The following is a 23,289-nucleotide window of genomic DNA, read 5'->3' on the forward strand; positions in this document are numbered from 1 at the left end:
ATTTCTTTTAAGAAAAGCTAGCTCCCTGCTAGCTTCATCAATCAATTGTTATATTTTAGTTGCCTTTTTTATCAAATTATCATGTTTAAAGGTCTAGGATAATCAGCACTTTTCATTATACCAATTTTTGAAGAAGATTTAAAGCACTTCCCTTTTATTCTTTTGGTTTCGAAAGGCTAACAGAGTTTCGAAAAATTTGGTATACTAAAAACAGTAAATTTATTGGAGATGGAAAAATGGATGAACAAGAATTTCGAAAGCAACTGACCTTAAAGCCTGTTGAGGAAGAACACATTGATCAATTTAATGAACTTCTTTCCTATGTTTTTCAAGTGACTGAAGCAGATATTGAAGAAAGTGGTTTTGAAAATAAACGCGCATTTATCAAATCAAAACAACCGATTTTAGAACTTTCAAAAGTATTTGGCTGGTTTCACGAAAATCAATTAATTTCACAAATTGCTATCTATCCATGCGAAGTCAATATCCATGGCGCTTTATATAAAATGGGCGGCGTTACTGGTGTCGGTACCTATCCTGAATATGCCAACCACGGTTTAATGAAAGACTTAATTCAAACGGCATTAGAAGAAATGCGCCAAGATAAACAGTGGATTTCTTATCTTTTCCCTTACAACATTCCTTATTACCGACGTAAAGGTTGGGAAATCATGTCCGACAAGTTATCTTTTAAAATTCGGGATACGCAATTACCAAAAACCGTTCCTGTTCCAGGAATGATTGAACGGTTAGCTGTCGATCACCCAGATGTCTTTGATGTCTATGCGCGATTCGCTCGTCAAAATCACGGCGCGCTCATTCGTAGTGCCTTCAACTGGGAAGAATATTGGCGTTTCGAAAACGAGGAAGAACGGACTGCTGCTGTCTATTATGGTGCCAATCAAGAACCTTTAGGAGTACTTTTCTATTGGGTGGCCGATGAGGTATTTCATATTAAGGAAATGTTTTACTTGAACCAAGAAGCCCGAAATGGCTTGTGGAATTTTATTACTGCGCATTTTTCGATGGTTTATTGGGTCAAGGGCGATATCTATAAAAACGAACCACTAGCCTTTCTTTTAGAAGACAGCCAAATTAAAGAAAGCATTGAACCCTATTATATGGCTCGAATTGTTGATGTCAAAGCCTTTTTAGAAAATTTTCCTTTTGAAAGTACGGCTAAGCCCTTCCATTTTGTCGTTAAAGATCCTGTTGCTGAGTGGAATAATGGTATTTTTGGCTTAATTTGGGATGAAAATGATCAAGTAACCATTACGGATGAACCTCTAGGCACCGCCGTTCACTTAGATATTCAAACACTAACTTGTTTAGTCATGAATTACCGACGCCCTTCGTACTTACATCGAATTGAGCGCATTGATACAGATAAAGAAACTTTAAATTCTTTGGAACGGATTTTTCCTGACCAAGAAGCTTATTTTAGTGATTATTTCTAAACCCTTGGATTGGAGACAGACAAATGACAAAAATTTATTTTGCAGGACCTTTATTTTCGCAAGCTGACTTACGTTATAATGCCTATTTAGTCGAACAAATTCGACAATTGGATAAAACAATCGATCTTTATTTACCACAAGAAAATGCGGCGATTAACGACAAATCTGCTTATGCCGATAGTAAAATGATTGCCTTAGCAGATACAGAAAACGTCCTTGCTAGCGACTTATTGGTTGCTTTATTAGACGGTCCAACCATTGATGCGGGCGTAGCTTCCGAAATTGGTGTTGCTTATGCCAAAGGAATTCCGGTGGTTGCCCTTTACACAGACAGCCGCCAACAAGGTGCTGATAATCACCAAAAGCTTGACGCTTTGAGCGAAGTCGCTGAAAATCAATTCCATTATTTAAACCTTTATACAGTTGGTTTGATTAAATTGAATGGTCGGGTTGTTTCTTCAGAAGAGGATTTGTTGGAAGAAATTAAGCAACGATTGTCATAATAAAAAAAGAACGAGCGAATTCGCTCGTTCTTTTTTTATACTTCTTCTATTGGTTCATTTTCAAAAACTAATTGATTGTCTAATAGACTAATCGTGACTTTTGTTTTTGGCATTACTCGTCCAGAAACAATTTCTTTTGCTAATGGTGTTTCGACTTCGCGAGTAATGAAACGTTTTAACGGACGAGCTCCATAAGCTGGCTCATACCCATTTTCGGCAATCCATGTTTTAGCTTCATCAGTGATTTCCAACACAATTTCTTGTTGCTCTAAACGATGAGCAAGTTGTGCGGTCATTTTACCAATGATTCCTTTCACATTATCCAAGCTTAATGGTGTAAATAAAATAGTATCATCAATTCTGTTTAAGAACTCTGGTTTAAAGTGTCCTTTTAGAATATTCATGACTTGATTTTCAACTTCTTCTGGAATTGTTCCTTCAGGTGTCACACCTTCCAATAAAAGCTGAGAGCCGATGTTACTTGTCATAATTAAAACCGTATTTTTAAAATCAACGACCCGACCTTTAGAATCTGTCAAACGACCATCATCTAAAACTTGTAATAAGATATTAAAGACATCTGGGTGCGCTTTTTCAATTTCGTCTAATAAGACAATTGTATAAGGGTTTCGACGAACAGCTTCTGTTAACTGGCCACCTTCTTCATAACCAATATAGCCTGGAGGGGCACCAACCAAACGAGACACGGCATGTTTTTCCATGTATTCACTCATGTCAATCCGTACCATATGATCTTCAGAATCAAACAAATCTTCAGCTAAAGCTTTAGCAAGTTCTGTTTTACCAACACCAGTTGGTCCTAGGAAAAGGAACGAACCGAGTGGGCGATTTGGATCTTGTAAGCCTGCTCTTGAACGAATCACCGCATCACTAACAGCATCGACGGCTTCATCTTGACCAATCACACGTTTGTGTAATGTTTCATTCAGTTTCATTAATTTTTCTCGTTCGCCTTCAACTAATTTTGTCACAGGAATGCCGGTTAAACGACCGACCACTTGCGCAATTTCGTTTTCAGTAACCGATTCTTGTACCATTTTGACGTTATCTTTAGCGTTCTTTTCTTCCAATTCTTTCAATTCATGTTCTAATTGTGGAATTGTTCCATGACGCAAAACAGCAGCTCGTTCTAAATCATAATTATTTTCAGCATCTTCTAATTCGTGTTTTGCTTTATCAATCTCTGCACGTTTGTTGGAAACCGCATTAACTTCTTCTTTTTCCGTTTCCCATTGCATTTTCATTGAGTTGGCTTCTTCACGCAAATCTGCTAATTCTTCTTGCAAGTTGGCTAACCGTTTTTTACTTGCATCATCTGATTCTTTTTTCAAGGCCGCTTCTTCAATTTCTAGTTGCATTAACCGACGTGTTACTTGATCGAGCTCTGTTGGCATCGAATTCATTTCCACTCGAATCGTTGCGCTTGCTTCATCGACTAAGTCAATCGCTTTATCTGGTAAGAAACGATCAGTAATATAGCGATCGGATAAAGTAGCGGCAGCAACTAAAGCATTGTCATGAATATTCACGCCGTGGTGAATTTCAAATCGTTCTTTTAAGCCACGCAAAATAGAAATTGTATCTTCTACTGTTGGTTCTTTGACTAATACTTTTTGGAAACGACGTTCTAAGGCTTTATCTTTTTCCATATATTGGCGATATTCATCAAGCGTTGTGGCACCGATTAAATGCAATTCACCACGTGCTAGCATCGGTTTTAATAAATTCCCGGCGTCCATACTGCCTTCAGTTTTACCAGCTCCGACGATATTATGAATTTCATCAATGAATAAAATGATTTTGCCATCACTTTTTTTCACTTCTTTTAAAACAGCTTTTAACCGTTCTTCAAATTCGCCACGGAATTTTGCTCCCGCAATTAAGGCACCCATATCTAAAGAAAAAATGGTTTTATCTTTTAAGTTTTCGGGAACATCTTTACGAACGATTCGTTGTGCTAATCCTTCAACAATCGCTGTTTTACCAACACCTGGTTCACCAATTAAGACTGGATTATTTTTAGTTTTTCTTGATAAAATCCGAATAACGTCACGAATTTCTTCGTCACGACCAATGATTGGATCTTGTTTTCCTGCTTTTACTTGTTGTACTAAGTCAACACCGTATTTTTCTAGTGCTTTATATTGTTCTTCCTGGTTTTGAGAAGTCACACGATCTCCTCCTCTCATCTCTTCAATATTTTTTCTTAACTCTTTTTCCGTAATGCCTTGTTGCATTAAATATTTTGTTAAACGATAATTTTTCAATTTCATTAAAGCTAAAAGTACAATTTCGGTTGATAAAAATTCATCTTGGAATTCTTCTCGAAGTGAATCAGCTTCTTGCAATAAATGGAACAAATTTTGACTTAAATTTTGACCATATTGCACATTACCGCCCGCCACACTTGGATATTCATCTAACGCGTTATCTACTTCTCGTTCAAATGCGTCAACATCTAAACCAGCATCTGTGTAAAAATTACGTCCAAAATGGTTTGGTTGAAGAAAAATTTTCCATAAATGTGCGATATCAATTTCTTGATGTTGCCGTGTCACCGCAACTTTTTGAGCTTCAGCAATCGCCTCTTGAAGCGTGGTTGTCATTTTTTCAATATTCATAAACGATCCCTCCCGTTTATTATTTTGTCTTTTTTATTTTAACATTCTTTACAATTATTATTATCCGACTTTTGATGGATTTCTTCAAAAGTTAAGGTATTTGTAAACCTTATAAATTTATTATACCCCATTGGTCAGTAAAGGTCAATAAATTAATTGACCTTTTTTGACCTTTTTGATAAAAAAAACCTAAAACAACTAAATATCACTGTTTTAGGGCTTTTTCGCAATCACAACTAGTTTGACCAACTCTTTATTGCTTTGATTTATTAAAAATAAAGTTTTAACGTAAGATACTTTTTATCGGCATAGCTAACCAAAATAGCCAAACTGGTTATCGCTAAAAATAATTCGTACTCATAACCACTAAAACCACTTGCCAAACCAAAAGAAAAAATAGCTCCGACTAAAACTGCTATGAATCCTACTGATACCAAAGGAATTAAAAAGCCAATAATCATAAATAATCCACCAATTAATTCAATTGCTGCTACACCATAAACAAAAAGACTTGGCAAACCAATACTAGCAAAAAACGCTAAAGTATCTTCCAATGACGTTACTTTCATCACTCCATGAATTAGCATCGTCACCCCTAGCCAAATTCTAATCACTTGAATGCCTCGCTGTTGTTTATCCATACTTCTCCTCCTTTGTTTGCATTAAATAGTTAATGTAACTATTTAAGTTACATTATAAAGGATAAATCGAAAAAAGTATAGAAAAAAACAAACGTATTTAACAATACGTTTGTTTTTTTATCCTTCAGTTTATAACATTATAAGAGAAAAGCGAGAAGAATCATGCTTCTTCTCGCTTTCTTTTTATCCTAAACCAACACGTTCAAAAATCGTGTCAACATTTTTTAAATGATAATGGTAATCAAAGGCATCATCTAGCTCTTCTTTTGATAAGACAGATGTAATTTTTTCATCCGCATCTAGCAACGGACGGAACGCCGTTTGATGATCCCATGCGTAAGCTGTTTTTGGTTGGACCAGATCATACGCTTCTTCACGTGTCATGCCATGATCAATCAATTTTAACAAGACACGTTGGCTATAAATTAGTCCATAGGTCGCATCCATGTTACGTTTCATATTTTCTGGGAAGACCGTTAAGTTTTTGACAATATTACCAAAACGATTCAACATGTAATTTAGTAAAATCGTCGTATCGGGAATAATAATCCGTTCAGCAGACGAGTGAGAAATATCTCGTTCATGCCATAAACTCACATTTTCAAAGGCAGTAATGACATGACCACGAATCACACGTGCCAAACCAGTCATATTTTCAGAACCAATTGGATTCCGTTTATGCGGCATTGCCGAAGATCCTTTTTGTCCTTTTGCAAAAAATTCTTCTACTTCACGCGTTTCTGATTTTTGTAGACCACGAATTTCTGTTGCAAATTTTTCAATACTTGTCGCAATTAATGCCATGGCAGAAACATATTCTGCATGTAAATCACGTGGTAAAACTTGTGTCGAAATCTCTTGAGCACGGATCCCCAAATGTTCGCAAACATATTCTTCAACAAATGGTGAAATATTGGCAAAGGTACCTACGGCTCCACTGATTTTACCCGCTTCAACACCTTTGGCTGCATGTTCAAAACGTTCAATGTTGCGTTTCATTTCAGAATACCACAACGCTAATTTCAAACCAAATGTAGTCGGTTCTGCATGAACACCATGCGTTCTTCCCATCATGACCGTATGTTTATACTCTTTGGCTTTGGCTCCGACAATCTCCGTAAATGTTTGTAAATCTTTCCGTAAAATATCATTCGCCTGTTTCAATAGATAACCATAGGCAGTATCCACAACATCTGTGCTGGTTAACCCATAGTGTACCCATTTTCGCTCTTCACCAAGCGTTTCTGAAACGGCACGAGTAAAAGCGACAACATCATGACGTGTTTCTGCTTCAATTTCTAAAATACGTGCAACATCAAATGATGCATTTTCTCGGATTTTTTGTACATCTTCTTTAGGAATTTCGCCAAGTTCTGCCCAAGCTTCATCCGCCAAAATTTCAACTTCTAGCCATGCCTTGTAGCGGTTCTCATCTGTCCAAATTGCGCCCATTTCGGGTCTTGTATAACGATCAATCATTGTACCTTATCCCCTCTTTACTCCTCAATTTTTGAAAAATAATTACGACCAAATCTTTGTTTCTTTAATTTCTTCCAGTGTTTCATCGATTTCTTTGGTTAATATAGTAATATGCCCCATCGCTCGTTGCGCTTTTGCTTCACTGTGGCCATAATAGTGGAAATGCCAATCTGGATGTTCATTAATAATGTCCATCGTTTCATAGGCTTCATTCCCAAGTACATTGACCGTGATCGCTTCAGACAACAGTTGAATCGTTGGCATTGGCCAATTACATAAACCACGAATATGCGTATCATATTGGCTAAAAGAACAAGCATCTATAGAAAAATTCCCTGCATCTTCTGGACGAGGTAAAATTTTATTTACATAAATCCCGCCTGTTTCTGTATAAAACATTTCAATTGAAAGGGTGCCGACTAAACCAACTGCTTTAGCAATCACCTTAGCAATTCGTTGCAACTCGCCACTGACTTCGTCATCAATTCGGGCTGGCGCAATCGTTTCATGTAGCTTACGCTCTTTTTTAATTGTTTCCACAACTGGAAATGTCGCAAATTCGCCACGACCATTACCAGAAATCAGAACAGATAATTCTTTTTCGTAAGGAATCCAAGCTTCCAAGACACAGGTTCCTTCTCTTAGAAGATTCATGGATGGCGCTAAGTCTGAAGTACTATGTAGTACATAACGACCTTCCCCTCGCGTGTTCTTCAAGATACACGGGTAGCCAATGCCATCAATTGCTTCTTGAATATCAGTCGGACTAACAATCGTTGCATAAGGTGCAATCACAATATTATTATCTTCCAAGAAACTTTTTTCCATTAAGCGATCTTGCGTAATCGCTAAAATGTCTGTTCCTTGTGGTATATTCGCTAAATGTTGAATCGCTGTTAACGCATCAACATCTGCATGTTCAAATTCATACGTAATCACTTGGGCACGTTTTGCCAATTTCTCTAACGCTTCAGGATCATTATATGCTCCTAATAATTGCCAATCGGCAACTTGTGCAGCAGGACAATCAATTTGTGGATCTAGCACACCCACTCGAAACCCCATTTCTCTTGCACTAAGGGCCATCATTTTTGCTAAATGTCCGCCACCAATGATACCAATCACTTGACCAGGTAATAGTGGTTTATCCAAGTTCATCACAACTTTCCATCACAGTTTTATCCTTAAAATCCTTCTGCGGTTTCTCGTCGCAGTCTAGCCTTTAAGAGTGCTCTTTTTACATGATACAAGGAAAAAGGCTCAACTTCAAGTGCCAGCAGTGTTTCCATTAGGTTTTCTCATCAGAATTTATTAACATACTTTAGGATAAAACAGCGGTAACTTACCACTCGTCTCTTTGTAACCAAGCTTTTTTCTCTTTTTCTCTTCAGATTGATGAAAACATTAAATTTTTCTAAACGATGATTAGGTCAAAAAAGTATGAAAGAAAAGCCACCTGACCTTATCTATCATACTTTTTTGAAACTATTCGTTACTTTCTGAGGTTTCTTTTAAACCATTGAATAAAAGATTTAAAATAATTGCGGTAATGCTGCTCATGACAATTCCATTACCAGTAAACATGCTAACAGTTTCTGGTACTTTATTAAAGAGCGTCGGCATAATATTAAAGCCTAAACCAAAGCCAATCGAGATGGCAATAATTAATAAATTTTTGTCATTTGAGTAGTCAACTTTTGACAACATGCGCATTCCTTGGACAGCCACCATTCCAAACATAACCAGCATTCCGCCGCCTAAAACTGGCTCTGGGATAATTTGGGCCATCGCACCAATTTTTGGTAATAAGCCTAAAATAATTAAGAAAAAAGCAGAAAAATAAATTGGTCGACGTGTTTTGATCCCAGATAATTGAACTAACCCGACATTTTGAGAGAAACCTGTATAAGGAAACGTATTAAAAATTCCCCCTAAAATGACGGCTAAACCTTCTGCATGATACCCACGACGTAAATCATCTTCGCCAATTTTCTTCCCTGTAATATCTCCTAAGGCAAAATAAACACCTGTTGATTCAACCATACTAACAATTGAAATAATAATCATCAACACAATAGAAGAAAGATCAAACGTTGGTTTGCCAAAATAAAATGGCTGTGGAAAATGAAACCACGTAGCTTGACTAACAGGAGACAAATCCACTAATCCCAGAAACGCAGCTAAAATTGTGCCGCCGACTAGGCCGATTAACACGGCAATTGACTTGATAAAGCCACGTCCCCAAACTTGCACAACAATGATTAAGGCAATTGTTACAAATGCGAGGAGCAAGTTTTTAGGATCACCAAAACTTTTGTCCGTTGCTAAGCCGCCACCCATTTTTTCAACAGCAACAGGAATTAAGGTCAAACCAATAACTGTAATGACTGTACCGGTGACTAAAGGCGGAAATAGACGTTTAATTTTTGAGAAAAATCCTGCAATAAGAACGACAAAAATGCCCGAAGCAATAATTGAACCGTAAATTGCCCCAACCCCTTTGTTCGTACCAATCATGATTAAAGGCGCAACTGCTTGAATGGCACAACCTAAAACGACTGGCAAGCCAATCCCAAAAAACTTATTCACCGTTAATTGTAAAAGTGTCGCAACACCGCACATAAAAATATCGATTGAAATTAAATACGTCATTTGTTGCGAATCAAAATTCAAGCCGGTTCCGATTAATAAAGGTACGGCAACTGCCCCAGCGTACATCGCTAATAAATGTTGCAATCCTAAAACGGCGGCTTTTCCATTTGATGTTTCCGTCTGTTGTGGTGTATTCAATTGTTTTGTTTCCAAGATTATGCATCCTCCTCTAAAAACGTCACCGTTCCTTCACTTAATGAAGCAATACGTGCTAAAGAGACTACATTTAAGCCCATGTCTTCTAATAACTGACGACCATCTTGGAATGATTTTTCAATTACAATACCAATTCCTTCAACCTTTGCACCAGCCTGTTGGCACAATTCTACCAATCCTTTGGCAGCTTGTCCGTTAGCTAAAAAGTCATCAATAATCAACACTTTATCAGCATCAGATAAAAATTTTCTTGAAATTGAAATTTGACTTGTCACTTGTTTTGTAAATGAATAAACTGAAGCCGTTAAAAGCTCTTCATCCATGGTTAAACTTTTTGCCTTACGAGCGAAGATCATTGGCACGCCTAATTTTTGCGCTGCGTATAAGGCAGGAGCGATTCCTGATGCTTCAATTGTAATTACTTTGGTAATGCCTGCTTCTGCGAAAACCTCAGCAAAACGATTACCCATAGCCTCCATCAATTCTGGATCCACTTGGTGCGTAATAAAACTATCTACTTTTAAAACACCTTCACCTAATACACGGCCATCATTTTTAATACGTTCGACTAATTCCTTCACAATATGAACTCCTTTACTTATTTTTCGATAGATGCTTTGTTCTCATCCTGAGGAAAGGACGGTTCGTTAAAAACGAACGAAATAAAACAAAGTGCTATTTATATTCGTGTTCTAACAAAAGAAAAAAGCCCATTTTGCCAAAGCAAAAAAGGGCTATCCGCTCTTCTTCACTTATAGACCAGCATTTACGGTGCTGGGTAGAGACGGTCAACCGTATTTTGACCTTATACAAGCTTCTATGTTTCTCTAGGATAGTACAAAAATCTCTAACTTTCAATGGTTTAACAACTTTTTTTCATTAGAATTTTCAAATAATTGGTTCATTCTTCCATTGTTCCGTAAAAGCGAACATTAAATAGCCAAAAACGCTTTGGCAGTCTATCCTGCCAAAGCGTTTTTTTATTCTTCATCGGTTGCTTTTTCTTGTTCACGATATTTTTTCATTTTTTTGCTGAATAATTCACCGTTACTAGGGGGCGTATATGTAATAGCATTCGCTCCGGCGATAATGGTTTCATGAATACTCGATTCAGTTGGTCCTCCTGTTGCAATAATCGGTAATTCTGGATACTTGCCACGGAAATAGCGTACAGTGGCTGCAGTGTCTTTTCCTGCACTGATATTAATCATATCCACGCCAGCCGCAAGTTTTTCATCGATTGGCGTATGAATAGAAGTTACTGTGCTGATAATAGGAATATCGATTGCTTCATCCACCATTTTAATTGTTTCAATTGGTGTAGGACCATTCAAAACGACACCCATTGAGCCTTGTGCTTCTGCAAATAAACTCATATAAGCAGAACGCATGCCTTGCGTTAAACCGCCGCCGACTCCTGAAAAGACAGGAATATCCGCTGCTTCAATAATGCCTTTTGTAATCGCTGGATGCGGTGTAAAAGGATATACAGCAATCACTGCCTGTGCATCCGTATTGCGGATAATCGCAATATCTGTCGTAAAAATAATTGATTTTATTTTACGGCCAAAAATTTTAATGCCACTGGCTTGCCGAATAATCTCTGGCATTTTTACAATATCTTGTTTCAGCGGCGTCATAATTTCTGGAATCCACTTTTCGCTCATTGTCATCGTTCCTCCATGCTTAACGGTCGTATTTATTTAAATTGTATTCTTCAATTACATGAATGATCTTATCAGCGTATGTAGGATCTGTTGCGTATCCAGCATCTTGAAGCGCTTGTGCAGCCTCTTTATAATTTTTGGCTAACAAGACTTTTTCATATAAATTTGGATCCCAATCGACTCCATCAACAAATAACTTGGTATGATCTCGCATGGATTCTTCCCAATTGTCATAAACTCGAAAATCACCCTGAATCGTAATCCAGACCTCATTGACATACTCTTTTGTTTCTAAATTGACTTTTGGTTGATTGCCATATGCTTTAATCCCAAAAAGATTGTTATATTTCGATGCTAATTGACTTTGTCCAAAATTTGATTCTAAAACTGCTTGCCCCATAATAATACTTGGTAATACCCCGTAAGATTCTTGTAATTCACGTGCATACGGTGTGATTTCAGCAACAAATTCTTCTTTTGAGATGTTTTCATTTTGGCGATTGACTGACTCGTTTTGTCCCTTATCTGAATCAGAAAGGACAGATAACGAAAAGACAAAGGCCAAACCGACGACAACTACGCCTAAGAATAACTTTGGCAAATTCAGCTGCTTTTTTCTTTTTTTCTGATAGTTGCTCACTTCATTAATTCCCCACTTCATCTTTTATTTTCCGATAAAATGTTTCACTATCTTTCACTTTCGTGATTGATTTCATTTGTTACTATAACCGAATAATTGTATCATTTTCACAGAAAATTATCAACTTTCATCACTGCTTATGCTCGTGATTTCAGTACTTGATTCAGTGGTAGCAGTTGAAGAAACTGTACTACTTTCAGAAATTTTAGTGGATGATTTCACTGTTGTTTCAGTTGATGTGTGAACAGATTCTTCAACTGGCTTTTTGCCAAAAAAGACAAAAATTACCGCACCAAACATAATAATCACAGATAAAATCCCAGCAATTGTGTATTTCAAAAGACCATCCTTCCTATTCGTTATTCACCTACGTAAGTATCCATCAGATTTTCGTTGACCCAATCTAATAATTCAACTTTTGAACCTTCCAATTGTCGTTGAATCGTAGCTGGTAATCGGAATGTAATAATGTCATCAAAACCCCATTCACCATAGGCTAGCGTCACTTTCAAATCAATATAACCAGCAGCAATTTCTTGTTCCTGTTTATTGTTAGGAATTAATTCTACAACGCCCAAATCAGATTGCAGCCATTTTTTGGCAATTGTTGTTTTTAACCGTTTATATTCCGAAACAGCTAGGTTACGTTTTTCCGGAAATAAGATGGTTTGGCGGAGTATTTTTTGAGTCAGCATCCACTCATAATCTGTAAACAAATTCTTAATTTTTTGCATAACTTCATTGTCCAAACCAAATTGGCCTTCTTTCCAAGCTTGCCAATCGGCTGCTTGAATTTGATAAGCGGAGTAAAAATTTTCTTCTGTTTGATACTGTTCAATAATTGCGTCAACAATAATATCTACATAAACTTGATGCATAATCATTCGCCTCCATTTTCTATTTTACTGAAATTCTCTAAAAAAAGCATCTTTTTATCTCTGGATTTTATCATATTTACAAAATTGTCCTTGTTTTCTAATTTCTCTTGTTTACAGTATAATAAATAATGAAGAAGATTTGAAGAAATTGCATAGATTAGGAGGACTTCTTTTGACAAAAAAATTATATCAATGGGGCATCGTCGGATTAGGTGGGATCGCCCACGAATTTGCTTCAACGTTTAAACAAGAAACTAGCCAACTTGCAGCTGTTGCTTCACGGACATTGACTAAAGCAGAACAATTTGCCGCTGATTATTCAATCCCTAAAACCTATGGTTCTTATGAAGAATTGCTAGCAGATGAAACGATCGATGTTGTCTATATAGCAGTGCCAAATAAACAACATGCTGAACACATTTTAAAAGCGCTCCAGGCTGGAAAACATGTGTTGTGTGAAAAAGCTATTACGATGAACGCGGCAGAATTAAAACAAGCCTTGGCAGTTGCAGAAAAAAATGACCTTATTTTAGCAGAAGCCATGACTATTTTTAACATGCCACTATACGACGAATTACGTCGCTTGATGGATGCTGGCAAATTTGGTCAGTTAAAAATGATTCAAGCACCATTTGGAAGTTACAAAGAACCCGATCCTAAAAATCGCTTTTTTAATCCTGACTTAGCAGGCGGCGCATTGTTAGATATTGGTACTTATGCGGTTTCGTTTGCTCGTTGGTTTCTCAGCTCACAGCCAGACGTTTTAGCTTCTAGCATGGTTCCCTTCTCTACTGGTGTTGATGAACAATCGGTGACATTGCTTCGGAATAAAGAAAATGAGTTGGCTACTATTTCATTAACATTCCAAGCAAAAATGCCAAAGCAAGGAATTGTTGCTTTTGAAGATGCCTATATTACCATTACAGATTATCCACGCGCAGATGAAGCGATTGTTCACTACAACGACGGTACGGTTGAGACCATCGTTTCTGGGTACTCAGCTGAAGCCATGAATTACGAAATCTACAATATGGTTGAAGCAATCAAAGGTACACAACCCAACCGCTCCTTATTTTTCACGACAGAAGTCATTGATATTTTGGACCAGATGCAAAAATTATGGCAGAATTAAAAAAAGAACTTCGGCTTTTGCTGAAGTTCTCTTTTTTATTTGTTCTCTATGGATAAATACGGTTTAACATACGTGGGAACGGAATCGCTTCACGAATGTGTTCATTACCAGTAATGAACGTAACAGCACGTTCTAAACCTAATCCGAAGCCAGAATGTGGCACTGAACCGTATTTACGTAAATCTAAATACCAGCTGTATTCTTCTTCAGATAAGCCAAACTCAGCTACTTTTTCTTTCAAATAATCATAATCAGTTGCACGCTCTGAACCACCGATAATTTCACCATAACCTTCTGGCGCAATTAAATCGGCACAAATTACAACATCTTCACGTGTTGGATGTGGTTTCATATAGAAGGCTTTAATTGCTTTTGGATAATTTAAAATGAATGTTGGAACGCCATAGTAATTTGAAATAAAGGTTTCATGTGGGCTACCAAAGTCTTCGCCCCATTCAATGTGATCATAATCATTGTTTGCTTCTTCTTTTTGTAATAACTCAATCGCATCATCGTAAGTAATACGTTTGAATGGTTCCGAAACATATTTTTCCAGTAACGCTGTATCACGTTCTAAAACATCCAATGGATATTGTTGATTTTTCAATACTGATTTAATTAAATGTTTTACGTAGGCTTCTTGAATATCTAGTGATTCTTCATGAGTTGTGTATGCCATTTCTGGTTCAATCATCCAGAATTCCGTTAAGTGACGACGAGTTTTGGATTTTTCCGCACGGAAGGTTGGTCCAAAAGTAAAGACTTTTCCAAATGCCATCGCACCAGCTTCTGCATATAATTGACCTGTTTGTGATAAGAATGCTGGTTGTCCGAAGTAATCTGTTTCAAATAATTCTGTTGTGCCTTCTGGTGCTGAGCCTGTTAAAATTGGGCTATCAATTTTAATGAATCCTTGTTCGTTAAAGAACTCGTAAGTAGCACGAATAATTTCGTTACGAACTAACATGATTGCATGTTGTTTGCTTGAACGTAACCATAAATGACGATGATCCATTAAGAAATCTGTGCCGTGTTCTTTCGGCGTGATTGGGTAATCTTCTGAAGCGCCAACGACTTCTAAATCAGTGATATCCATTTCATAGCCGAATTTAGAACGGCTATCTTCTTTGATAACACCAGTAACCATGACTGCTGTTTCTTGTGATAAATGTTTAATTTCTTGGAATTTTTCTGTACCAGCTTCTTCACCAAAAGCTTCAATGAAGTTTGGTTTGAACACGACACCTTGGAAAAAGGCTGTCCCGTCACGTAATTGTAAAAAGGCAATTTTTCCGCTTGAGCGTTTGTTAGCAATCCAAGCGCCAATTTTTACTGTTTCTCCAACATGTTTGTTTGAATCAATAATTTGAATTTGTTCCACGTTTGTCTCTCCGTTCATTTCTTAGTTTATTCTTTTAGGCGTTGTGCTGAATCCGTTTCTTTTCTATAAAGTCGTTCATTCGCTCAATCGCTTTTTCTAACGTCATTAAATCTGTCGCATAGCTCATCCGCACATGTTCTGGTGCACCAAAGCCCTCTCCCGTTACCAGAGCAACATGCGCTTCTTGTAATAAATCTTCCACCCAATTAGTCACGTTATCATACCCACAAATTTCTAATGTTTTTTTGACATTCGGGAATAGATAAAAGGCGCCTTCAGGTTTTATTAGCGAAACACCTGGCAAAGCTGCTACTTTTGGATAGATATGATTCAGGCGTTTTTCAAAGGCCTGACGCATGTCTTCAACTGTCGTCTGTTCACCTGTTAAAGCCTCAATTGCCGCATATTGGCTAACTGCGACTGGATTACTGGTAGATTGTGAAGCGAGTTGTGTCATTGCTTGAATAATTTTTTCATCACCGACTGCAAAACCAATGCGCCAGCCTGTCATTGCATATGTTTTGGAAACACCATTAATAATGATTGTCTGTTGACGAATTGCTTCTGAGATGGTTGCAATTGGTGTGAACCGATGTCCATTGTACACCAAACGGCCATAAATATCATCTGCAATAATGAGGATATTATGAGCAACTGCCCATTCACCAATTTGTCGTAATTCTTCTTCCGTATAAATAACACCAGTTGGGTTAGATGGTGAATTTAAAATGATTGCTTTCGTTTTGTCTGTTCGTACAGCTTCTAATTGTGCGACTGATACTTTAAATGATTGCTCTTGCGTGCTTGATACAAACACTGGCTTGCCTTCTGCTAACTTGACTTGTTCACCATAACTTACCCAATAAGGGACAGGGATAATCACTTCGTCCCCAACGTTCAAAATGGCTTGAAATAATAGATATAGCGCATATTTGGCACCATCTGTCACAATAACTTGCTTGGGTTGATAACAAAGTTGATATTCTCGTTCCACATAAGAAACAATCGCTTGCTTTAATTCAGGAATACCGCCAGAAGGTGTGTAATAACTTGCTCTTCCATCCTCAATTGAAGCAATTGCTGCTTTTTGAATATTTTTCGGGGTTACAAAATCTGGTTCCCCAACCGTTAAGCTTAAAACATCTACACCTTTTGCTTTTAATGCTTTCGCTTTGGCGGCAGCTGCTAATGTAACAGAAGGAGTCAATTGCTGTGCTCGATTTGATACGTTCATACACCTTTCACTCCCACTTTCATCAAAACCTATCTAAATTAAATATCTTTGACAACGTTAATCTCTTCGCCTTTATCAAAGCTCATCAGATAATACGTTAGTACTCCTTGATCATTTTCGGTGACCACTTCCCATGCAGGGCGCTTATCATAAAGCCCTAACGTAGCTTTCATCACCGATTCATCGGGATGGGCTTTAGCAACAATGTCTGTTATTTGTTGTTCTGTTTGACCATCTTTTTGATTTAAGACCGTGACTTTTTCTCCCGATTTAGGGACAATCACGACAATCTCTGTGCCTTTATCATTTTTGCCGGTTAAAGTAAAATACGTATTTTTGCGTGTAAACCAGTAAAATTTATCAACTGTTTCTAAATTAGCAGAAGTTTTGGCAATTGCGGTTGCTTCTTTTTTGGCTTGAGCCATTGGTTGATTGGTTCGTACAAAAAAGATAATTATTGTTACAAGAATTGCTAAAAGGATTGCCAATAGGGTTAAAAGGACAGTAATCCGTTTCTTCTCTTTCTTTTCTTCTAATTCCTCCAAAAATCCTTCCATCCTCTCTAAACTTACTGGGTCTTATTATAGCAGAAAAATAGCGGCCTTTCACAAATATGACCTAAAAATAATCGATTATTTGTTTAAAAATTCCTTTAATTCTTCTAAAATTTCAGGCATGGGCGCTTCTTTTACTGAGAGTCCCTTAGGAAACGCTTTGATTAATCGTTTGCCATATTTTGCAGTGACTAAACGACGATCCAGAATCAGCAATGCCCCTCTGTCTTCTTCAGAACGGATTAGACGGCCCAGTGCTTGTCGCAAACGTAAGGCTGCTTTCGGTACCGCTTCTTGAGCAAATGGTTGTATCCCTTCTGCTTCTAAATATGCATATTTTGCTTGCACAAGTGGTCGTTTCGGATTTTCAAAAGGTAAACGCGTGACTATCAATAACTGTAAAGCTGTTCCTGGTAAGTCCACACCTTCCCAAAAGCTATCGGCTCCTAGCAAGACATTCGGTTTTCCATTAGAGAACCGTTTAAGAATTTTTTCACGACTGCCGCTAATCCCTTGGGCGAGGACCTCTTGTCCTTTTTCCAATAATCTTGGCTGGACTTGATGATACACGGTGGACAATAATTCATGCGAAGTAAAAAGAACCAACATCGAACGTTCCTCTTGCGCCATCAATTTTTCAATGGTATCTGAAATGTATTGACCCATTTCATAGGAAGAGGCATTTTGAATGGCTACTGCTTCTTCCGGTACATAGACTCGCGCATTTTCTGCATAGTTATATGGCGTTGGCAGGGTTTTGAACGTCACCTCTGTTAAACCTAACCGTTGCGGTAAATACTTTTTATTGTTGCCAAACTTCAATGTGCCGCTTGTATAAATAATTCGTTCATACCGCGGATACCACTTTGTTTCAGGAAGCAAACTAGCTTCTAAGTCATGAATTTCAATCAAGCCATGGTCTTCATTTTGTGGTAAATATTCTTTTACCCAACGTGGACGCCAATCATCAAGATAAATGGTAAAACAGTGGTGAATACGTTCAATTTCATCAAAAAATTGAAACAAGCGAACAAAAACGATGCGATCAGCCAAACTAAAGGTTTCCAACTGACTCATAATTGTTTGCTGTAACTTACTTTGAATAGTTAACAGCTCCTGCAGTAAAAGCTGGAGCGTTTGACTATGTTTTTCTCCCGCAGCAGATAAATAATCAATACGTTCTTTGGTTAAAAGCAACTCCTGATGGTCTATCCGCTTCTGCGTTTTACTAAATAAACGATGCAATTCAAAAAGAAAATCTTGCCATTCATCCACAAAATCCAGTAAACCTTGCTGATAAACTTTTACAAGCCGCTGCTCTTCAGAAAACTGTTGAAAAATTTGCTGTAAAGCAACAAAAAGTTGCTCTTTTTCAATAAAATGCGTGACTTGTTTTTTTAGTATCACACTGTTCACTCGTTCGCTCGCCATCCGACTAGCGATGTCTGGTAAATGATGTGCTTCATCAATAATTAGCCACGGACTTTCAGGTAATAACGGTTGTTTCCTTAGCGACTCTTGCGCCAAAAATGCATGATTAACAATCAACACGTTACTTTGAGCGACTTTTTTATACAGATATCTTAAAAAGTCAACTTCATAAAGTTCATCTTTTTTTGAAAGAAAATCCAATCCGCGATGTGTAACTTCTTTCCAGAATAAATGATTTAAATTCGTCAATTGTAGTTCATCTAAATCGCCCGTTTCTGTTTCTAGCAACCAGACGAGAACGCCCATTTGATAAAGAGCGTATTGTTTTTGCGGAGTTGGCTGATTCAACGTTGCCTTAAAGCGTTGTAAATCAAGATAGTGTCGATGGCTTTTAATAACAATGCCACGTAATTTCCCTTGGCAGATTTGATTGGCTAACGGTAAATCTTTTTCCACTAATTGATTTTGTAAAACAATCGAAACTGTTGAAATGATGACTGGTTTTTCTGGCGTTGCTAAATAGCTCATCGGCAACAGATAGCCTAATGTTTTTCCCGTTCCAGTCGCTGCTTCAATAAATAAATCTTTTGTCGTTCCTTCTGTAAAATGATCATAGACTAAATTCATCATCCGACTCTGTTCCGCACGATAAGCGAAACGTTCGCCAAACAGTTTTTCTTTGGCTTTTTTAGTTTTGGGATACGTACTAGTCTGATAGAACGTTTCTTCAAAAAGAGGAACTTCTTTTTTGCGTAAAGCAATACCACTGACCACTTGATAAGCTGGATTTAATGGCGTCACTTGTTTTTTCATTTGTTCATACGTTTGTTGAATAAAGGCACTGGTTTCCCGCGCTGTCTGTTGACTTAATTCCGCAATTTTTTCCATAGTGACTAATGGTAAAGATTTCATTTTTTCTTGAATTAATAACAAAAGTTCGGCTGTAACCTGCGCATCACTATCTGCTTGATGGGGATTCTCATGAGACAAACCTAAGCTTTCCGACAAATCACTTAAACGGAAACTTTTTTCTGTCGGTAAAAAAATCTGTGCCAATTCCACTGTATCAATGGCTGGAATGGTAAGTGGCGGCGTGCCACACCGTACCAGTTCACGAGCTAAAAAATTATAATCAAAGTGGACGTTATGCGCCACAAAAATAGTATCTTCCAGATAATGATAAATTGTATGTGCTACATCTTCAAAATAAGGCGCTTTTTGAACTTGCGTATTACTAATCCCCGTTAAACTTTGAATTTGTTTTGGTACTACTTGATTGGGATTCACATCTGTCGCAAAGTTCGCAATAATCTTTCCATCTTGAACGAGAACGCATCCAAACTGAATGATCCGATCACTTGTAGGATCTGTTCCAGTCGTTTCAAGGTCAACTACTGCATACACTTGTTTGTCTTTCAATGACTTCACGCCTTTCATTCATCTTTGAAAATTATACTACAATTTATAGGATTTTCACTAGTATTTCAAAAATTCTCTTGAAATCTTTTCCAGAGATAATAAGAAAGAACCTGAAACAAAAATCCAAAGTGATTTTTGTTTCAGGCTTAAAAACTGATAAACTGAACGTTTTTGTCTTACCTTTTCCTAAATAAACGATTAATAACAGTCAAAGATTTTCTGCATATACTGGTTTAATTGCCCATAGCCTTCCAATTCTCTGATTACTGGTAGCGGACAACGAACCTTTTTATTAAATAATGTCCGCTTTTCAACATATTCTGTAACTTCATCTAAAAATTTATCTAATCCTTTTTCTAATTTCATACAACTTAACTGATTGCAAATTTGTATGTCTCCTGCCTTTTTCTTTTGAACTTGTTTAAATGATTGTGAGAATGCTTTTGCTTCAAGCATTTGTGCTTCTAACTGTCTTTTTTCAATCGTTATTTTTGGTACTGCTTGATTTCCATCAGTATCCTCTAACTGGCGACTCATAAAGCGACGATAAATTTCCTCTTCTAATTCGTCCAATTGTCGTTGAAAGTCTGCAGGAATTGTCCGACTTGATGAACTTTCTTCTTCACTTTCCATAGAGGCAGCTTCTTTTTCTGGCTTCTGCTCCTCCTCTTTTTCGGCAGACTCATTCACTGAATTTAGCGAGCTTTTTTCTGTTTCTTGTGGAAAAGTAAATAAAGGTTTTTCCACGGTGCTCTGCTGGTTTTCTTGAGGTTCTTCTGGCAGCGCTTCTTCAAATGGCGCTGGTTTAGATAACACTGGTTCTTTCGCTGGTTCTTCAAGTACTAGTTTGTTAACAGGAAGCACTGCTTCACTTGTTGCTACAGTTGTTTCACCTTCCTGATTTTCCAGATTATCAGGCGAGAGATTGACGTCTGGTTGTTTCAGATTAGCATCCTCTGATACTTTCAGCGATGCCTGTTCTGCGGTTATCACAGGAGAAGCTCTTTTCAAATGGATCGTTTTTATTTGTCTAGAAATGACGGGATTTCTCGTTTGATTAACGGCTTCATTCAAGGAGGCTAAATTTTCTTTTAAAAGTGTCAACATTTCACGTAAGACAGCAATTTCACCAGCTAATTCCGTTATTTGATTTTCTTGCGGCACTACTTGCACATTGGTTTCATTCGTACGGACTGTTTTTTTATTTTTAGTTGTCGGTATTTCATACATCCATTGTTTTAGTGCGAATCGTAAGTCACGAGTGGTCGGCTCAAAGCTTCCAAAATAAATAGTGTAGTACATTAACTCCGTTTCAACATAGACATAAATCTTTTTAACAATTAACTCTTCAAACTGTTCTGATTCATCCCAACTTTCACATAAAGCCTCAAAAAATTGTTCCCCTTCTGCTAAATTTTGGTACTCTTTCGCTAAATAAAGCTTGCGAATTAAGTAAAAATTATACGGTGTTTCAACATTATCCGCATAAATTTCTCGTCCTAAAAAATCTGGATTTGTTTCTTTACAAAGAAAGACCGTTTTCTCTTCTGGTTGTGTTTCAAGTGTTTTAGTCATGAGGTTCACTTCCTTTTTCTCCGTTAATAACCATTTTTAATGATAGATACCTTTAGTATACAGGAGAAATTCTTCTAATTTTCTCATATTTTTAAGAGACAATAGAAATTTTAGAGAAAAATCGACAGAAAAAAACGTGAGACAAACAGTCCTATTGACCATTTATCTCACGCAAAATACTTATACTAACTATTTTATCCTTGGACATGTAACCAATTATTCTGCTGAATCAATTGGCAAAATTGTGTCTTTTTTCTCGCGACGTGCAATTGCTGGTAGAATCATTCCTAATAGAATTAAGACGATTGGTGTCACAATGTTAGAAGCTAATTGGAACAACCAGCCTTGAGGGTCTGAGGCATACTCAAATTTAGGCACCATTCCTAGGATACAAGCAAAGGCTGTAAATAGGAAACACCAAAGACCAAAAACAAAACCAATTTTAGGATTTTTAACAAATTTATATTCTGAATTAAATTGTTTGTATGCTTTGTTTAGAAGCATATAGGCAAAGAAGACCCACAAGTAACGCATTGGCATAACTACAGAATTTAAGTTAGTTAGCCATTTAACCACTTCGTTCATGTCCTTCAACCCAAACATCGGTAAAGCGATAATAATACTTACTAAAATACCTGTTAATAGGTAACCATTAATTAACGTACCTTTTTTCGTACGTTTACGTAACCAACTTGGAACAAATTCTGGATCTGCTTCAGCTAAAAGAATTTTCAGTGGAGCATCAATTGAAAAGGCTAGCGCAGCCACTTGACCCACTGTATTCGTTAACGCATAAACAATCATTAAGAGATTACCGACACCATAATACGCACCTAATTTTTGGAAGGCACTGTAGGCACCATTTGCCATTAAATCTTTAGGAATATTGTCACTTGAGAATAACATGCCCATTGCAAATGAACCTAAAACAGCCGATAAACCAACCATTGCTGCTAGGAAAATCATTCCTTTAGGGAACTCTTTGGCTGGATTTTTAGTTGCATTTACGTAAGGAGAAATTTTTTCAGCGCCACCTACCGCAAAAACTAACATCGATACGGTTGTAAAATAACTAAAGTCAAATTTAGGAATATAGGTGCTGACTTGTGACATGTTTGGCGTCGCAAATTCAACCGTTGAATTAATAAATGGAGCGCCTACCGCTAATAAAATGAATAAAATAGACATCACAAACATGGCGGTTCCAGCTAAACCACCAATAACTTTTAAGGTGGTTAACCCTTTTGTTGATAATAACAAGAAAACCAAGAAAATTATTAATGAAATAAATGATACCGTTACAATTGGCATCGTATTGACTAAGTTTCCATTCCCTTGAACTGCCCAACCTAAGGCAATTAAAATTGCTTGTGGTTTTTGTGCCAAGTAAGGAATGTGCACTACCCAATAAGTCCATGCTGCATAATAGGCTAGACGTTTAGTACTGGTGTTTTGCACCCACGAACTAACCCCACCATTGCTGTCTTTAAATGTTGAACCTAACTGTCCTACGATTAACGCATAGGGAATAAAATATAAAACTAAAATCAAAAGCCATGAAGTGACCACTGAAATCCCTTGTTGTGCATAATTATTCACAACATTTCCAAGACCCCAGACCATGTTAAAGGCAATTAACCCGACAGTGAACCATCGTAATTGCTTTTTGTCCATATAACCAATTCCTTTCTTATTAAAAAAAATAAAGCTCTTCATTTATCATAAGCATTTTACTTTTTATGCACAAGCTCAACATAATTAAATAAAGATGGCTTTTTACTAAGTAATTAAAACGCTTCTAGCAATGATTTTCTAATTTATTTGATGACTAAAAAAGGCCGGTGAATA

The 23,289-nt window shown here is 37.2% G+C and carries 19 protein-coding genes and 1 riboswitch; of the genes, 3 read left to right on the plus strand and 16 right to left on the minus strand.

Going from position 1 to position 23,289, the window contains the following annotated elements; all coding sequences use genetic code 11:
* The first annotated feature begins 236 nt into the window (after positions 1-236).
* Positions 237-1,457, plus strand: coding sequence for a GNAT family N-acetyltransferase (locus IGL32_RS08885; protein ID WP_002356813.1), 1,221 nt, complete (start codon positions 237-239; stop codon positions 1,455-1,457).
* 23 nt (positions 1,458-1,480) lie between these two features.
* Complete coding sequence (locus tag IGL32_RS08890) at positions 1,481-1,960, plus strand: nucleoside 2-deoxyribosyltransferase (RefSeq protein WP_002362885.1); 480 nt, start codon at positions 1,481-1,483, stop codon at positions 1,958-1,960.
* A gap of 35 nt (positions 1,961-1,995) precedes the next feature.
* Here IGL32_RS08890 and clpB read toward each other — a convergent pair whose 3' ends face one another.
* The 10 genes from clpB to IGL32_RS08940 all read right to left on the minus strand — a co-directional run bounded on the left by clpB (position 1,996) and on the right by IGL32_RS08940 (position 12,721).
* Complete coding sequence (gene clpB / locus IGL32_RS08895) at positions 1,996-4,602, minus strand: ATP-dependent chaperone ClpB (RefSeq protein ID WP_002362158.1); 2,607 nt, start codon at positions 4,600-4,602, stop codon at positions 1,996-1,998.
* Positions 4,603-4,871: 269 nt separating this feature from the next.
* The gene (locus tag IGL32_RS08900; protein WP_002359784.1) at positions 4,872-5,243 is read right to left on the minus strand and encodes a DoxX family protein; all 372 of its coding nucleotides are present in this window, start codon (positions 5,241-5,243) and stop codon (positions 4,872-4,874) included.
* Between the two features lie 183 nt (positions 5,244-5,426).
* The gene (gene purB / locus IGL32_RS08905; RefSeq protein WP_002356808.1) at positions 5,427-6,722 is read right to left on the minus strand and encodes an adenylosuccinate lyase; all 1,296 of its coding nucleotides are present in this window, start codon (positions 6,720-6,722) and stop codon (positions 5,427-5,429) included.
* A gap of 42 nt (positions 6,723-6,764) precedes the next feature.
* The gene (gene purK, locus IGL32_RS08910) at positions 6,765-7,880 is read right to left on the minus strand and encodes a 5-(carboxyamino)imidazole ribonucleotide synthase (protein ID WP_010713224.1); all 1,116 of its coding nucleotides are present in this window, start codon (positions 7,878-7,880) and stop codon (positions 6,765-6,767) included.
* A 327-nt stretch (positions 7,881-8,207) separates the two neighbouring features.
* Positions 8,208-9,527, minus strand: coding sequence for a nucleobase:cation symporter-2 family protein (locus tag IGL32_RS08915; RefSeq protein WP_010712654.1), 1,320 nt, complete (start codon positions 9,525-9,527; stop codon positions 8,208-8,210).
* A 2-nt stretch (positions 9,528-9,529) separates the two neighbouring features.
* Positions 9,530-10,111 carry a xanthine phosphoribosyltransferase gene (locus IGL32_RS08920; RefSeq protein WP_002356804.1) on the minus strand — a complete coding sequence of 194 codons (582 nt, stop codon included), beginning with the start codon at positions 10,109-10,111 and terminating at the stop codon, positions 9,530-9,532.
* A 154-nt stretch (positions 10,112-10,265) separates the two neighbouring features.
* Positions 10,266-10,363: riboswitch (purine riboswitch) on the minus strand.
* A gap of 147 nt (positions 10,364-10,510) precedes the next feature.
* A complete protein-coding gene (locus tag IGL32_RS08925; RefSeq protein ID WP_002356802.1) occupies positions 10,511-11,197 on the minus strand; it encodes a hydrolase in 687 nt (228 codons plus the stop codon).
* A gap of 19 nt (positions 11,198-11,216) precedes the next feature.
* Entirely contained in the window at positions 11,217-11,858 is a 642-nt protein-coding gene (locus IGL32_RS08930; RefSeq protein WP_010712655.1) for a glycoside hydrolase family 73 protein, read from the minus strand.
* 99 nt (positions 11,859-11,957) lie between these two features.
* Complete coding sequence (locus IGL32_RS08935; RefSeq protein WP_033623963.1) at positions 11,958-12,137, minus strand: hypothetical protein; 180 nt, start codon at positions 12,135-12,137, stop codon at positions 11,958-11,960.
* Positions 12,138-12,196: 59 nt separating this feature from the next.
* On the minus strand, positions 12,197-12,721 hold the full coding sequence (locus tag IGL32_RS08940; protein WP_002382789.1) for a hypothetical protein: 525 nt from the start codon (positions 12,719-12,721) through the stop codon (positions 12,197-12,199).
* 166 nt (positions 12,722-12,887) lie between these two features.
* Here IGL32_RS08940 and IGL32_RS08945 point away from each other — a divergent pair, with 166 nt between their 5' ends.
* The gene (locus IGL32_RS08945) at positions 12,888-13,847 is read left to right on the plus strand and encodes a Gfo/Idh/MocA family protein (RefSeq protein WP_033624708.1); all 960 of its coding nucleotides are present in this window, start codon (positions 12,888-12,890) and stop codon (positions 13,845-13,847) included.
* A 46-nt stretch (positions 13,848-13,893) separates the two neighbouring features.
* Here IGL32_RS08945 and asnS read toward each other — a convergent pair whose 3' ends face one another.
* From asnS to IGL32_RS08975, 6 genes are all read right to left on the minus strand, one after another.
* Complete coding sequence (gene asnS, locus IGL32_RS08950) at positions 13,894-15,246, minus strand: asparagine--tRNA ligase (protein WP_002376912.1); 1,353 nt, start codon at positions 15,244-15,246, stop codon at positions 13,894-13,896.
* A 16-nt stretch (positions 15,247-15,262) separates the two neighbouring features.
* A complete protein-coding gene (locus IGL32_RS08955) occupies positions 15,263-16,462 on the minus strand; it encodes a pyridoxal phosphate-dependent aminotransferase (RefSeq protein ID WP_002376910.1) in 1,200 nt (399 codons plus the stop codon).
* Positions 16,463-16,500: 38 nt separating this feature from the next.
* A complete protein-coding gene (locus tag IGL32_RS08960; RefSeq protein ID WP_002382785.1) occupies positions 16,501-17,019 on the minus strand; it encodes a DUF5590 domain-containing protein in 519 nt (172 codons plus the stop codon).
* Between the two features lie 75 nt (positions 17,020-17,094).
* Positions 17,095-19,884, minus strand: a complete 2,790-nt coding sequence (locus tag IGL32_RS08965; protein WP_156210249.1) for an ATP-dependent DNA helicase DinG — start codon at positions 19,882-19,884, stop codon at positions 17,095-17,097.
* A gap of 180 nt (positions 19,885-20,064) precedes the next feature.
* Complete coding sequence (locus IGL32_RS08970; RefSeq protein WP_156210248.1) at positions 20,065-21,441, minus strand: hypothetical protein; 1,377 nt, start codon at positions 21,439-21,441, stop codon at positions 20,065-20,067.
* Between the two features lie 216 nt (positions 21,442-21,657).
* Positions 21,658-23,115, minus strand: coding sequence for an amino acid permease (locus IGL32_RS08975; protein ID WP_002356790.1), 1,458 nt, complete (start codon positions 23,113-23,115; stop codon positions 21,658-21,660).
* Positions 23,116-23,289: the final 174 nt, after the last annotated feature.

It is taken from the genome of Enterococcus sp. AZ035, assembly GCF_050548325.1.
GTDB lineage: Bacteria > Bacillota > Bacilli > Lactobacillales > Enterococcaceae > Enterococcus > Enterococcus faecalis.